The sequence below is a fragment of the Hymenobacter miniatus genome (assembly GCF_016427455.1).
Classification (GTDB): Bacteria; Bacteroidota; Bacteroidia; order Cytophagales; family Hymenobacteraceae; genus Hymenobacter; species Hymenobacter armeniacus.
In genome coordinates, this window is record NZ_JAELXR010000022.1 from 25,026 (window position 1) to 37,084 (window position 12,059).

Here is a 12,059-nt window from a genome sequence, read left to right on the forward strand (position 1 = left end):
GCGCGCTTTAAAACGCTATTCGGATGGTGAAAGTATTCCACCGATGGGTTCGGGAGCCCGTGAATTCCGGTGAAATCCACGTAAGAGCCGTTTCCACGCGCACACCCGCGTAGCCCAGGCCCAGCGTGCCGGTGCTCTGCGCTACGGTTCTGCTTACGGCCGACGGCGGCAGCACGTAGGGATTGCGGCGGTTGAAGAGCCCACCTTGCAGGGTGGCATTGTAGCCGACTAAGCGGCCCTCGACCTGCGCCTCGCCGTAGGCTTGTACCCGCCGCCGGCCAGACCGGTTGGCTCGATTGGCGACGCCCAGGCTTTCAAAAGTTGCCTGGCGCAGACCTATGCGCAGGGTCATTCCTGCCCCGAGGTTGGTTTGCAGCGTCCCCAGTGAGGCACTGGCGGCCCCGTTGAATTCGGCCACCGGGCCCAGCGTCAGCAGCTGCTTTTCCACCCGGGCCTCGTAGCCCAGCACCACGTCGGTTTGCACCTGGTAGTCCCAGCCGCGCGGCGTGGGGGCACCCAGCAGCTCGTGGAATTTGGTCTGGAAGCCTTTGGCGCCCGCAGCCGGCCCCAGGATGCCTACATTCAGGGCCGTAGTGACCCGCAGGCGGCGCGCCGGGTGCGTGGCCACGCGCAACAGGTCGGCGTAGATGTAGGAGGCGTAGGGCCGGTCGCCCCGGCGGATAAAGGCGTCCTGAATGCGCAGCGGAGTAAATCCGTCGTAGTGCAGCTGGATGCCATGGTGCAGGATACTACCTGTTGGCACCGGCCCGAGAATACGATTCACCGGGGAGCGCTGCAGCGCGGGGCTCACCAGCAGCAGCGTCATGCCTTGGGTGTAGTAGTAGTCCGTACGCAGAAAGGCATCGTTGGCGAACGAGTAGCCAATGAGGCGGTCGGTGCTCACCCGGGTGCTATCTGGCTGGGCCGAAGCGATGAGGGGCAATCCTATTAAAAACGGAGCAAGGGCAGACCAAATGCGCATAAACAGAGGGCGTAAAGACTCTCCACCTACGCATTTACTCGGGTAAGCGGGTTGCCACTGACTTCCGAAACGGCATGCTTAGCCCACTTTAGTGACGGTCCAACCCAGTTGGTACCCGCCGGCTTCCAGTACTGCCTGGATGGCTTTTAGGTCTGGGGCATTGACGTGGGCCGTAACCACTTCTGCTTCACCGACGGCCACGTGGTCTACCACTAGGCCTAAGCCCACTAGCTGCTCGCAGACCCAGATAATGTAGTGCGGGGCGCACATGTTATCAATAGTAAGCACGTAGCGTACCAGCTGCGTCATGCCTACAGCATCGTTTTCGGGAAAGGACATCATGGATTGGCATTAATGCCCACATTATAAGGCAGTAGGAGTTTGTGCAACGGAACTTAGCCAGGCAATGTTAAAACGGCATGTGTCAATATCATAAACCCGCCCACAAACTTCAACGATTTGGATTATACCTACTTGCCGGGGTACTCGTGCTGATGAGTCAAACTTACTCGTGGTAAGCCTGGCGGCCACCCAAACCCGGCCTTCCTTAACCGCTGAGGAATTTTGCATCATTCAGGTGAAATCCTAGTAAAAACCTCTGGCCGGGGTTCCCGTACTTTGCACACCACTATGCCCAAACCGGGCGCACGCCGCGTGAAGCGTTTTGTCAGTCTGTTTCTGCTCTTTAGCTACTTGCTGTCCAGCCCCGGGCTTGTGTACAGCATGCACTTTTGTGGGCAGGAGTTGACGGCGGTTTCCGTTAAGCAGGATGGTGACACCAACTGCTGCTGCCGGGATACGGGCAAGCCTGCCGGGCGCTGCTGCCACGACCAGAAGGTGAGCAGCGCGCTCAAGGACATCAAGCTTTCGGCCGCCCACTTCAAGCTGCAGGCCCCGGAAGCAGTTCCCGCCCCGGCCGTGCTGCGCCTGGTATGGCAGCTGACGCAAGTAATCTACCCGGCCGATGAGCCGGCCGCCAGCCTGCTGGCCCACGCGGCCCCGCCACCTGAATGCCCAGCCTACGTGCGCGGGCATGCCTTTCTAATCTAGCCTCACGGGTTGCCTTGCTCCCCACGCCGACCGGCGCTGGGGCTTTGGTGCGTCCAATCCCGCGTGGTCGGACTGCCCCCGCGTCCGGGCCTTTATGCCTGCCGATGTCCCTGTCTGGGTTTCCGGTTCGCTGACGCTTCTCCCTAAAGTGCTGTATTCTACATGATAGAGCAACTCATTTCCTTTTCCCTACGGAATCGGGTGCTGGTGCTGCTGGTCGCCGCCGGGCTCCTCGTGTGGGGCGCGCTGTCGGTGCGGGCCAGTAAGATTGACGCCATCCCCGACCTGTCCGAAAACCAGGTCATCGTCTTCACCGAGTGGATGGGCCGCAGCCCGCAGATTATCGAAGACCAGGTGACCTACCCGTTGGTGACCAACCTGCAGGGCCTGGCGCAGGTGCGGGCCGTGCGCGCCGCCTCCATGTTCGGCATGAGCTTCGTGTACGTCATCTTCAACGACAACACCGACATCTACTGGGCCCGCGAGCGGGTGCTGGAGCGCCTTAATTATGCGCAGCGCCTGCTGCCGGCCGGCATCACGCCCACCCTGGGGCCCGACGGCACCGGCGTGGGCCACGTGCTCTGGTACACGCTCAACGCGCCCAAGCTGGATTTGGGCGAGCAGCGCGCCCTGCAGGACTGGTACGTCAAGTTCGGCCTGCAAACCGTGGCCGGCGTGAGCGAGGTGGCCAGCTTCGGCGGCTTCCAGCCCGAGTACCAGGTGACGGTAGACCCCACCAAGCTCACCTACTACAACGTGACGCTGCCGCAGGTGCTGGCCGCGGTGCGCAGCAACAACAACGAGGCCGGCGGCCGCAAGTTCGAGCAGGCCGGCATCGGCTACATCATCAAAACCAGCGGCTACATCCAGGACGTGGCCACGCTGGAAAACGTGCCCGTGCTCACCCGCCCCGGCGGGGTGCCGCTGCGCCTCAAGGACCTGGGCACGGTGCAGATGACGGGCGAAAGCCGCCTGGGCATCTTCGACCACAACGGCGAGGGCGAGGCCGTGGGGGGCATCGTGGTGATGCGCTACGGCGAGAACGCCGACGACGTGATAACCCGCGTCAAAGCCAAGATGACCGAAGTAGCCAAGGGCCTGCCGGCGGGCGTGTCCTTCAACATTGTGTACGACCGCAGCGGGCTGATTGAGGAGTCGGTGGCCAACATCCAGCACACGCTGCTAGAGGAAATGGCCGTGGTGTCGCTGGTGGTGCTGGTGTTCCTTTTCCACTGGCGCAGCGCCCTGAGCATTCTGCTGCAAATCCCGATTACCATCGCAGCGAGCTTCATTCTGCTCAACGCCTTCGGCATCTCCTCCAATATTATGTCGCTCACCGGCATTGCGTTGGCCATCGGCGTCATCGTCGACAACGGCATCGTGATGGCGGAGAATGCCTACCGCAACCTAGCGTTGCACCAGGCGGCCGAAGAAGCCGCGGCGGCCGGGCCGCCCGGTTCATCGCCTGTGCCCGCCGCCCCCATTTCCACCCCTGAACCCGTCCCCCATGACTAACGACGAGCGCCTCGCCATCATCGAGAAGTCCAGCCAGCAGGTCTCGCGGGGCATCTTTTTCTCCACCATCATCATCGTGGCCTCCTTCCTGCCGGTGTTTCTGCTCACCGGGCAGGAGGGCAAGCTGTTTCACCCGCTGGCCTACACCAAGACTTTCATCCTGCTCATCGACGCGGTGCTGGCCGTGACGCTGGCCCCGGTGCTGCTGTCCTTTTTCATGAAGGGCAAATTCAAAACCGAAGAGCAGAACCCCATCAACCGGGGCTTGGAACGAGTGTACGCCCCGCTCATCAACTGGTGCCTGACCTGGCGCAAAACCACCATCGGCATCAACCTGGCGCTGCTGGCCGTCAGCATCCCGCTGCTGCTGAGCCTCGGCACCGAGTTCATGCCCCCGCTTGATGAGGGCTCGATTCTGTTCATGCCTATCACGCAGCCCGACGTGTCGAATACGGAGGTCAAGCGCATTCTGCAGGTGCAGGACAAAATCATCAAGCAGGTGCCCGAAGTCGCGGGGGTACTCGGCAAGGCCGGCCGGGCCAGCACGGCCACCGACAACGCCCCGCTGAGCATGATAGAAACCATCATCCAGCTCAAGCCCCGCAGCGAGTGGCGCGCCGGCATGACCAAGGCCAAGCTCATTGCCGAGCTCAACGAGAAGCTGCAGATTCCGGGCGTGGTCAACGGCTGGACGCAGCCCATCATCAACCGCATCAACATGCTGAGCACCGGCGTGCGCACCGACGTGGGCGTGAAGGTGTACGGCCAGCAGCTCGACACCATCTATCAGGTGTCGCAGCGGGTGCGGGCCGCGCTCACCGGCGTACCCGGCGTGCAGGATTTGTACGTGGACCCCATCACCGGCGGCAAGTACCTGCAAATTGACATCGACCGCCCGCAGCTGGCACGCTACGGCCTGAGCGTGGACCAAGTGAACGAGGTGGTGGAAACGGCCATCGGCGGCGCGCCCGTGGCCACCACCGTGGAAGGGCGGCGGCGCTTCAGCATCAACGTGCGCCTGGCCGAGGACTTCCGCAACAGCGTGGCCGTCCTGGGCCGCATCCCCATCCAGACCACGGCCTACGGCCCGGTGCCGCTCTCGGCGGTGGCCAGGCTGCGCTTCGTGAACGGCCCGCCGATGATTAACTCCGAAAACGCGCAGCTGCGCGGGGCGGTGCTCTTCAACGTGCGCGACCGGGACCTTGGCGGCACGGTTAAGGAAGCCATGCAGCGGGTGCAAAGCTTGCAGGGCAAGCTGCCCGCCGGCTACTACCTGGAGTGGAGCGGGCAGTACGAAAACCTGATTAGCTCGCAGCGCACGCTGCTGTTTATCCTGCCCATCGTGCTGTTGGTTATTTTCGGCTGTCTGTACTTCGCGTTTCACTCGGTGCGCGAGGCCTTGCTGAGTCTGGTCACCATTCCCTTCGCCCTAATTGGCGGGGCCTACATGGTGTACTTCTACGGGGTGCACCTCTCGGTGGCGGTGGCCGTGGGCTTCATCGCCCTGTTCGGGCTGGCCGTGGAAACGGGCGTCATCATGGTTATTTATCTAAACGACGCCATGCAGCAGCTGGTGGCCGCCAAGGGCAATTCCAGCGAAACCATCACGAAGCAGGATTTGCGCGACGCCGTCTTTCACGGGGCGGCCAAGCGGCTGCGGCCCAAGCTGATGACGGTGTCGGTGGCGTTGTTCGGCCTCGTGCCGGTGCTGTGGGCCACGGGCACGGGCTCCGACGTGATGCTGCCCATCGTGCTGCCCATGATTGGCGGCGTGTTCACCTCCTCGACCCACATTCTGCTGGTCACGCCTCTGATTTTTCTCATGACCAAGGAGTACGAGCTCCGCAAGTTCGGCAAGCTCGACGTGCTGGCCGTGAAGCATTAAGCCATGGAAATCATGTTAGCTAAACTTAGAAACTGTGTACTGCCGGCCCTGCTGCTCCTGGCCGGGCAGCCGCTTCGGGCGCAGCAAGTGCTGCCGCTGGATTCGGTGCTGCGGGCCGTGGAGCGCCGCAACCCGGCCCTGCGCCAGTACGGCTACCGCGCCCAGGCCAAGCAGGCCGCCGTGGCGGGTGCCAGCAGCTGGGAAGCGCCCAAAGTAAGCGCCGGCTACTGGATGACGCCCTACAACCAGCGCCCCATCAAGGAAATGAACAACGGCCGGGGCGAGGGCATGCAGATGGTGTCCGTCGAGCAGATGATTCCCAACCCCGCTAAGCAGCGGGCCAAGCGCGAGTACCTGGCCGGCCAGGCCGCCGTGGACCAGGCCGACCAAACAGCCATGTTCAACCAGCTGCGCGCCCAGGCCCGCAGCCTCTACTACGGCCGCGTTCTGCTGGAAAAGAAGCTCAAGGTGCTCGACGAAAGCGAGGAATTGCTGGCCTTTCTGCTGAAGGTGGCGCAGGCCCGCTACCCCTACAACCAGAGCACCCTGGGCAGCATCTACCAGGCGCAGGCGCGGCTGGCCCTGCACGGCAACGACCACGAGCAGCTCTACGGGCAGCTGCGCCAGAACACCATTGCCCTGAACACCCTGATGGCCCGCGACCCGGAAGGCGAGTTTGCCGTGGACACGCTGCTGCCCACCGCCTTCGCGGGGCCTTATCCCGATACGGCCGCGCTGTCCCGCCGGCGCAGCGACGTGCGCAGCCTCGACCGCTCGCTGGCCGTGCTGCGCCTCAACCAGAACGTGGAAGCCAACCGCCGCCGGCCCGACTTCGGGGTGCGCTACGACCACATGAACGGCATTGGCGTCACGCCCAACCAATTCACCGTCATGGGCATGGTGTCCATCCCCATTGCCCCGTGGGCGGCCCGCGAGTACAAGGCCAACACGGCCGCGCTCGGCTACGAGGCCCAGGCCGTGCAGCAGCAGCGGGCCAGCCTGCTCACCGAAGCCGCCGGCCGCATCACCACCCTGCAGTCGGACTTGCGCACCAAGCGCCAGCAGGTGGAAAACTACGAAAAGGCCATCCTGCCCGCCCTGCGCAAGAACTACCAGGTAACGCTGCTGGCTTATCAGCAGAACACCGCCCAACTGCCGGCGGTAGTGGAAGCCCTGGAAACCTGGCTGCAGGCCCGCCTGCAGTACCTCGACACCCAAACCGAACTCCTAAACTTACACGTGCGCTATGACAAGGAACTGGAGCAATAAGGGGCGCTATGCGACCTGGTGCCTCTTTGCACTGGCGCTGCTGGCCGGCTGCAAGGGCAAGGCCCACGGCCCGGCCGGGCAGGCCCCCGCGCAGCCCGTGGCTACGGCGGCCGCCCAGCTATACACCTGTCCCATGCACCCGCAAATCGTGCGCAACGCCCCCGGTCAGTGCCCCATCTGCGGCATGGACCTGGTGCCCAAGGCCACGGGGGATAACCAGATTGCTGCCGATACGGCCGGCGCGGGTTTAACTCACCTGGTCTCCTCGCCCAACGGGTCTGTGGTTTCGGGCATCGCCACGGTGCGGCCCACCCCCGGAGCTGCAGCCGACACGCTCACCCTGCCCGGCGTGGTCGACTACGACCCACGCCGGAGCCGGGCGGTGGCCGCCCGCGTCAGTGGCCGCATCGAGCGGCTGCTGGTGCGCTTCAACTACCAGCCCGTGCGCCGCGGCCAGCCGCTGCTGGAGATTTATAGCCCCGAGCTGGTGACGGCCGAACAGGAGTACATCTTCCTGCTCGGCAACGACGCCGACAATACGGTTTTGGTGAACGGCGCCCGGCAAAAGCTGCGGCTGCTGGGCTTGAGCGAAAGCCAGCTGGGCGCGTTGGCCCGCACCCGGCGCCCTGACTACCGGGTGGCCGTATTCAGCCCTTACGACGGCTATGTGGTCGAAAACACGTTGGCGGTGGCGCCCTTGGCGCCGCCGTCCCCTCCCGGCATGGCCGATGCCGGGGCTCCAGCGGGTGGCGGCATGGGCGGCGCATCGGCCATGGGCGCTGGAGCGGAAGCCGCAACCGCAACGGCCCCAACTGCCACTCAAACCCCGGCGCTCACCCTGCCGGAGGGCGGCTACGTGAGCACCGGGCAGACCCTGTTTCAGGTCATGAACACCGCGCAGGTGTGGGGCCTGTTCCAGCCCGGGCCCGGTGAGGGCGCGCAGCTCCGCCCGGGCCAGATGCTGCGGGTGTTGGTGGATGGCGACCCCACTCATCCCCTGAACGCCCGTGTAGAGCTGGTCGAGCCCACGTACCGGGCCGGGGCCAGCACACCAGCCGTGCGCGTGTCCCTGCCCAACCCCCGGGGCCTACTGCGGCGCGGCACCCGCCTCACGGCGCGCGTAACCAGCGCAGCGGGCGACGGCTGGTGGCTGCCACGCGCTGCCGTCGTGGACCTGGGCACCCGGCAGGTGGCCTTTGTGCGGCGCGGCCGCACGTTCGTGCCCGTTACGGTGCAGGTAAGCCAGCGCACGGCCGCGCAGGCGCAAGTCCGGCAGGGTCTCAACGGGACCGAGGACGTGGCCGCCAACGGCCAGTACCTGGTCGACAGCGAAAGCTTCCTGCAAACCTTGTCCCCTTCAGCTACTTCCCCCCATGACTAGCCCACGACTTTTTTCGCGTTTGGCTGGCCGCTGGCTGCTCGTGCTGCTGGTGGTGCTGAGCAGCGCGGCCTGCCAGCAAACCAAGCCCACCAACCCGGGGGCCGTGGGGGAAAAAGTGTACTACACCTGCTCCATGCACCCGCAAGTGCACGCGGACGCCCCCGGCCAGTGCCCCATCTGCGGCATGGACCTGATTGCGATAAAGACGGTCCCGGCGGCCCAAAAGCCCGCCGCCAGCGCCGCCGGGTACACCTGCCCCATGCACCCGCAGGTCCACCAGTCCAAACCCGGCCTCTGCCCCATCTGCGGCATGAACCTGGTGAAACAGGCCGGGTCGCCGACGCCAGCAGGCAGCGCGGTGGCCGGCGGCGCGGACCTGAAGCTGAGCGCGCAACAAGTCACGCTGGGCAACATTCACGCGCAGGTAATCGGCACCAGCCCCTCGGAACAGACCGCGCCCACCGTGCTCACCGGCACCGTTACCGCCGATGCGCTGCAAACCGAGAGCGTGAGCAGCCGGGTGGCCGGGCGCATCGAGCACTTATTCGTGCGGCAAACCGGGCAACTGTTGCAGCGGGGGGCACCGCTGTTTTCCGTGTACAGCGAGCAGCTGCAGGCCCTGCAGCAAGAGTACCTGCTGGCCCAGGCCCAAAGCCGCGAGCAGGGCGGTCCCTACCGGCAATTCGCCGAAGCCACCGGCCAGAAGCTGCGGCTGCTAGGGGTGACAACTGGTCAGCTGCAGCAGCTGGCCGCCCGGGGCCGGCCCAACCCGGTAGTCACGTATTATAGCCCGACGACCGGCACCGTGCAGACCCTGGACGTGGTGCAGGGCCAGTATGTGGCCGAGGGCACTCCCCTGGTCACCCTCACCAACCTGGCCACCGTCTGGGTTGAAGCGCAGCTTTATCCGGCGGACGTGGCCCGGCTGCCGGTGGGCACAACCGTCACGGTGCAGGTGGCTGGGGAGCCGGCCTCGCGGCGGGGCAAGGTCGTCTTTATCAGCCCCGAGCTTAGCGGCGGCAGTCAGGTCACGCTCGCCCGCATTCAGCTAAGCAACCCCGGCGGCCGCCTGCAGCCCGGGGCGCAGGCCAACGTACTGCTTGATGCCCCAACGACGGCAACCACCACTCAAACCACCCTGCGCGTGCCCGTGGAAGCCCTGATTCGGGACGGCGATGCCAGCTACCTCTGGACGCAAACCGGCGAGCGGCAGTACCGCCGCGTGAAGGTCAGCACGGGCGAGGGCTCGGCCAGCAGCGTGCCCATCACGGCGGGCCTGCTGGCCGGGGCAAAAGTCGTTGTATCCGGGGCTTACCTGCTGCAAAGCGAATACTCCCTGCGCCAGGGGGCCACCGACAGCATGAACGGCATGAGCATGTAGGTTCCTACTTTAAAAATTACCCGTTAGGGGCCGCGGTCCGGCCCTGTTTTTTAATCACCCCATTCACACCCCATGAAAAAGCTTCTGTGTATAGGCCTGGCACTCACCAGCCTCGCCGCCACCACCGCCTGCTCCGATAACAAGGGCAGCACCGAAACCACCACCACGGCTACTACAACCGCCTCTACGGACAGCACGGCCAAGCCGGCCGGCAACTCCGGACCGGGCGTGGCCGCGGAAACCTACACCTGCACCATGCACCCGGAAGTCATCGCCAACGAGCCCGGCAAGTGCCCCAAGTGCGGCATGGACCTGGTGAAGAAATAAAGCCCTGGGCAATCAGTTGGTGCTCGTTTTGCTTTTCTGGCTCGGCCCTTTCGTGGTGAATTAACACAGCCAAAAAAGCGCCTGACTTCCGTAGTCAGGCGCTTTTTCATGGGGTCAAAGCGGTGGATGGTCAGTTGCCAGTAAAGGCAGCTACTTCTTGGCTACTCTAACAGCAGCCGCAGGCGCCTTTGCCTTGCTCCTGGATGGGCGGGCAGGGCACGGAGCCGTAGGAACAGTACACGCAGCAATCGCCGGCCAGCGGCTTGAGGAGGGTGTGGCAGCTGGTGCATTCGTAGAACCACTGGCAGGCATCGGTGGGCATCTGCTCGGCTTGCGCGTGCTGGCAGACGGGGCAGGTAAGTACGGAGGTCAGGGTGACGGGTTGGGTCGGCGTCATGGAGCGGCGGTTAGCGGGTGGGATTCTGGACGTGGTAGCCGGTGCTGTTAATGGCGCTTTCGACCTGGGCGGCCTGGGCTTGGGTACTATTGTAGCGGACCTGGGCGGTGGCCTGGTCGTAGGAAACGGCCACGGTTTGCACGCCGGGCACTAGCTGCACGGCCTGCTCGACGTGATGGGCGCAGGCCTCGCAGGTCATGCCCTCGATGCGGTAGGTGCGGGTCTGCCATACCGGGGCGCCGTTGGTAGTGGCAACGGGGGCGGTGGGAGTGGCCGTGGGGTAGAGCCTCTCGCCGTAGTAGGGAAAGGCCAGCAACAGGGCCGCAAGGACTGTGACCGTCGCCAGAAAGCCGGTGGACTGCATGACGGAGCGTTGGGCGGGCACGGCGCAGCAGTCGGCCGCTACCGGCGCAGGGCGCAGCTGGCGGTACCAGGCGAAGCCGAGCACGGCCACGGTGAGGGCCACCAGGTAGAGGCGGTAGGGTTCGAGCCAGGCGAAGGAGCTGGCGGCGCCTCCAAGGCCGCCGACCACGGCCAGCAGCGGGGTGATGCAGCAGAGCGAGGCAGCTAGCGCAGCCAGCAGGCCGGCGCCGAATAAGGACTTGGAGGGCGGAGCGGGGGCGTTGTTCATCGGGCTGGTTCGGGTTGGGTGGTGGTCAGGCGAGCCAACAGTGACTGCAGCACCGGCAAGTGCTCGGCGCTGAGGGTATAAAACACGGTTTGGCCGACTTTGCGGGCGGTGACCACGCCGCCGTCTTTGAGCTTGCGCAAATGCTGCGACACGGCCGAAATGTTCATGTTGAGTACATCAGATAGGTCGCACACGCAGAGTTGCTCGTCGGCCAGCAGAAAGAGTATTTGGAGACGTACCTCATTACCAGCCAAGGCCAGTACGCTGGCCAGGGAGCTAAGCGTAGGGGCAACCCGGGCCAGGCGCAGTTGGCATTGCTGAATATAATTGGTGTCGGCAAAGACCCGAATGCAAGGGGTTGGTTTCATCAACAGAGATGGAGCAGTAAATCCACTATTGTATTTAAGCAAATGCTAAAGTACGGCATATGACTTCAACATCAGCCCAAGCACTAACTGGACGCTGAGCGGCGTACAAGCCTGCCTCGCGGTAGCAGTACCACTAGCAGTTGCTGAACTAGGATATATTGATGTCCCAGCCATTAGCCCGATTACGCTGGTGGCGATGCTGCTCACCATCGTGATGATTTTCAGCCTTCAGGGCGAAACCATCGTGCAGATGCCGTTCGATTTGCTACGCATTGCCCGGCCGCTGGACTTGTACTTCGGCATCACGTTCATGCTCAGCTTCGCGACGGGCAAGTACTTGGGCGCAGACTATGCCGAGAATGCCAGCATAGCCTTCACGGCCACCGGCAACAACTTTGAGTTAGCTTTTGAGCCATCGGCGAGTTCGGGCTGAACTCGGGGCAGGCCTTCGCCGGCGTGAATGGGCCGCTGAAAGAGGTGCCGGCGCTGGTACTGGGGCCAAAGCGTGGCCACAGCAACGCCTTTCTGAAGGTATTATAGAGCTACTGTCGCTTCTCAGATTCGCAGCTTGTGGTGCGGAGCCTGCTCGCGGCCAATATGTGTTTTAGGGAAGGAGTAATAGTAGCTGGAGATTTCGCGCTGACTGACTAGCACTAAAATCAGGCGCCATTGGTACAAATTATGCAGCAAAGGCCGACCAATCGTGCACAACTACTCTTCCAAAGAGGAGTAAAGCAGGAGATACCATTACCCATCTAACCCTCCTTGCTCATGCACGCTCAAAACCAAAGCCTTCTCGACGCCCTCAACGCCTGCATCGCCGCCTGCGAACATTGTGCTACTGCCTGCCTTAGTGAACAGGATGTGCAGATG

At 63.7% G+C, this 12,059-nt stretch carries 14 protein-coding genes; 9 read left to right on the forward strand and 5 right to left on the reverse strand.

Annotated elements, in window-relative coordinates; genetic code table 11:
• Positions 1-7: 7 nt before the first annotated feature.
• Both JAO73_RS22280 and JAO73_RS22285 read right to left on the reverse strand, forming a co-directional pair.
• Positions 8-943 carry a lipid A deacylase LpxR family protein gene (locus JAO73_RS22280; protein ID WP_198979546.1) on the reverse strand — a complete coding sequence of 312 codons (936 nt, stop codon included), beginning with the start codon at positions 941-943 and terminating at the stop codon, positions 8-10.
• Positions 944-1,060: 117 nt separating this feature from the next.
• Entirely contained in the window at positions 1,061-1,291 is a 231-nt protein-coding gene (locus JAO73_RS22285; protein WP_198979547.1) for a hypothetical protein, read from the reverse strand.
• 321 nt (positions 1,292-1,612) lie between these two features.
• On the opposite strand from JAO73_RS22285, the gene JAO73_RS22290 reads away from it, so the two are divergent.
• The 7 genes from JAO73_RS22290 (at position 1,613) to JAO73_RS22325 (ending at position 9,790) form a co-directional block, all read left to right on the forward strand.
• Positions 1,613-2,032 carry an HYC_CC_PP family protein gene (locus tag JAO73_RS22290; RefSeq protein WP_198979548.1) on the forward strand — a complete coding sequence of 140 codons (420 nt, stop codon included), beginning with the start codon at positions 1,613-1,615 and terminating at the stop codon, positions 2,030-2,032.
• Between the two features lie 162 nt (positions 2,033-2,194).
• Complete coding sequence (locus tag JAO73_RS23290; protein ID WP_262896085.1) at positions 2,195-3,547, forward strand: efflux RND transporter permease subunit; 1,353 nt, start codon at positions 2,195-2,197, stop codon at positions 3,545-3,547.
• Positions 3,540-5,432: an efflux RND transporter permease subunit gene (locus JAO73_RS23295; protein ID WP_198979549.1), complete on the forward strand. Its 1,893-nt coding sequence runs from the start codon at positions 3,540-3,542 to the stop codon at positions 5,430-5,432. The genes JAO73_RS23290 and JAO73_RS23295 overlap by 8 nt, the downstream gene beginning before the upstream one ends.
• 12 nt (positions 5,433-5,444) lie before the next feature.
• Positions 5,445-6,701: a TolC family protein gene (locus tag JAO73_RS22310; RefSeq protein ID WP_198979550.1), complete on the forward strand. Its 1,257-nt coding sequence runs from the start codon at positions 5,445-5,447 to the stop codon at positions 6,699-6,701.
• A complete protein-coding gene (locus JAO73_RS22315) occupies positions 6,679-8,082 on the forward strand; it encodes a heavy metal-binding domain-containing protein (RefSeq protein ID WP_198979551.1) in 1,404 nt (467 codons plus the stop codon). The genes JAO73_RS22310 and JAO73_RS22315 overlap by 23 nt, the downstream gene beginning before the upstream one ends.
• 19 nt (positions 8,083-8,101) lie before the next feature.
• Positions 8,102-9,463 carry a heavy metal-binding domain-containing protein gene (locus JAO73_RS22320; RefSeq protein ID WP_198979552.1) on the forward strand — a complete coding sequence of 454 codons (1,362 nt, stop codon included), beginning with the start codon at positions 8,102-8,104 and terminating at the stop codon, positions 9,461-9,463.
• Between the two features lie 72 nt (positions 9,464-9,535).
• Complete coding sequence (locus tag JAO73_RS22325) at positions 9,536-9,790, forward strand: heavy metal-binding domain-containing protein (protein WP_198979558.1); 255 nt, start codon at positions 9,536-9,538, stop codon at positions 9,788-9,790.
• Between the two features lie 166 nt (positions 9,791-9,956).
• Here the strand turns inward: JAO73_RS22325 and JAO73_RS22330 are convergent, their stop codons facing one another.
• Genes JAO73_RS22330 through JAO73_RS22340 form a run of 3 tightly spaced genes read right to left on the reverse strand, consistent with a single transcriptional unit; the run spans position 9,957 to position 11,186 of the window.
• Complete coding sequence (locus tag JAO73_RS22330) at positions 9,957-10,187, reverse strand: GDCCVxC domain-containing (seleno)protein (protein WP_198979553.1); 231 nt, start codon at positions 10,185-10,187, stop codon at positions 9,957-9,959.
• A 10-nt stretch (positions 10,188-10,197) separates the two neighbouring features.
• Positions 10,198-10,818, reverse strand: a complete 621-nt coding sequence (merTP, locus tag JAO73_RS22335; protein ID WP_198979554.1) for a mercuric transport protein MerTP — start codon at positions 10,816-10,818, stop codon at positions 10,198-10,200.
• Complete coding sequence (locus tag JAO73_RS22340; protein ID WP_198979555.1) at positions 10,815-11,186, reverse strand: ArsR/SmtB family transcription factor; 372 nt, start codon at positions 11,184-11,186, stop codon at positions 10,815-10,817. Before JAO73_RS22340 ends, merTP begins: the two co-directional genes overlap by 4 nt.
• Positions 11,187-11,382: 196 nt before the next feature.
• Between JAO73_RS22340 and JAO73_RS23450 the strand changes: the two genes are divergently transcribed.
• A complete protein-coding gene (locus JAO73_RS23450) occupies positions 11,383-11,619 on the forward strand; it encodes an arsenic resistance protein (protein WP_317191271.1) in 237 nt (78 codons plus the stop codon).
• A 338-nt stretch (positions 11,620-11,957) separates the two neighbouring features.
• On the forward strand, positions 11,958-12,059 hold a 102-nt coding region (locus JAO73_RS23540; protein ID WP_502213697.1), incomplete at its 3' end, for a four-helix bundle copper-binding protein.